At 66.7% G+C, this 1784-nt stretch carries 2 protein-coding genes; both read left to right on the top strand.

The window, feature by feature from the left end; genetic code table 11:
* On the top strand, nucleotides 1–858 hold an 858-nt coding region (locus tag Q1K57_RS12895; protein WP_300083314.1), incomplete at its 5' end, for an ABC transporter permease.
* Nucleotides 855–1784: ABC transporter permease (locus Q1K57_RS12900; protein WP_300083316.1), on the top strand; the 930-nt coding region annotated here is incomplete at its 3' end. The genes Q1K57_RS12895 and Q1K57_RS12900, both read left to right, overlap by 4 nt.

Here is a 1784-nt window from a genome sequence, read left to right on the forward strand (position 1 = left end):
CAGCTCGGCTGGATCGGCGTCGGCCTCATCGGGCTCGCCACCGCGGTCGGCGTCTCGATCGTCTTCTCCGGAATCAACAACCGTCGGGCGTTGTACGCCGCCCTCACCACCGCGGTCGTGGGCATCGCCGCCTACATCGGCATGCAGTGGCTCTTCTTCTACGTCGAGGCGAGCATGCTCATGCTCGTCGGGCTGCTCGTCGTCGCGCTGGGCGTCGGCGCCCTCATCGGCTGGTTGTGGGGCGGCCCCGACCGCGGCGTCTCTATGCGCGGGGCGGCGGTGGTCGCCCTCGTCATGGCGGTCGCCACCTACTTCGACCGCGTCATGCAGGAGTGGGAGCGCTACAACAACCTGTCGACCATCTCCGGACGCCCCATCGCCACCATCGGTTCCATGACGCCCGGCCTCAACCAGGGCTTCTGGCTCATGGAGCTCGACCGCTGGACGCACCTTCTGCTGCCGACGATCGCACTCACCCTCATCTCGTTCGCCGGCTACACGCGCTACCAGCGCGGCTCGATGCTCGAGGTGCTCAACCAGGACTACATTCGCACGGCACGTGCGAAGGGCCTGTCCGAGCGTGTCGTGATCGTCCGGCATGCGATGCGCAACGCCCTGCTGCCGCTGGCGTCCATCGTGCCGGTCGACTTCATCACCATGATCGGCGGCGCCGTCATCACCGAGACCATCTTCGGCTGGTCCGGGATGGGCCGGTTGTTCATCACGTCCCTGGCCGGGAGTGAGATCGACCCGGTGATGGCGTACGTCATGATCACCGGCGCCCTGGCCATGGTCGCCAACCTCGTGGCTGACTTCGTCTACGGCCTCCTCGACCCACGGATTCGGGTGAACGCATGAGCAACGACAACCGCACCGACGGACTGCCCCCCGAGGAGCAGGACCACCACGACGTCGATCGCGTCGCCGAGGCCGTGCCGGACGCCGGTGTCACGCGTGCCCCGGACGTGCTCCCCGACGAGGACGCCGTCCATCGCGACCCCCTGGCGACCCTCCCCGACAACGACGAGGCCCATGGCCGCGGCGAGGGCGTCGGCGAACTCAAAGAGGTCGAGGGCCTCTCCCAGGGCCAGATCGTCTGGCGCCGGTTCATCCGCCACAAGGGCGCCCTCTTCGGCATCATCACGATCATCGTGATCGCCCTCCTCTCGTTCTCGTCGATGGGCGCCTTCGGCCTCCCCGGCTGGTGGCACATCCAGAACTACACCTCCACCGGCGAGGGCATCGTCAACGGGGCCCGGCCGACCCTTTCCTGGAGTGGCCTCGGTCTCCACCCCTTCGGCCAGGATTCGATCGGACGCGACAACTTCGCCCTTGTCATGAAGGGCGTCCAGACGTCGCTGCTCGTCATGACGATCATGGGCCTGATGACGCTGATCATCGGCACCGTGGTCGGCGCGCTGGCGGGTTACTACCGAGGCAGGGTCGACACCTTCCTCATGCGGTTCACCGACCTCGTCATCACGCTGCCGCTCATCGTGCTCGGTGCAGTGATGGGCAAGCTCGTCAACGAAATCCCCGACCGGCTGCATGCGACCGCGGCCATGCGTGAGTCGATCCGGTCGAACATGCCCCTCATGCTGGCCATGTTCCTCGGCCTCATCCTGTGGCCGGGCATGGCGCGTCTGGTCCGCTCGGAGTTCATGAGTCTGCGCGAGCGCGAGTTCGTCGATTCGGCGCGTGTCGCCGGGGCGTCCGACTGGCGCATCATCACCAAGCACATCCTGCCGAACGCGATCAGCGTCATCATCGTGAACACCACGCTC

The sequence above is a fragment of the Propioniciclava sp. genome, assembly GCF_029977985.1.
GTDB lineage: Bacteria > Actinomycetota > Actinomycetes > Propionibacteriales > Propionibacteriaceae > Propioniciclava.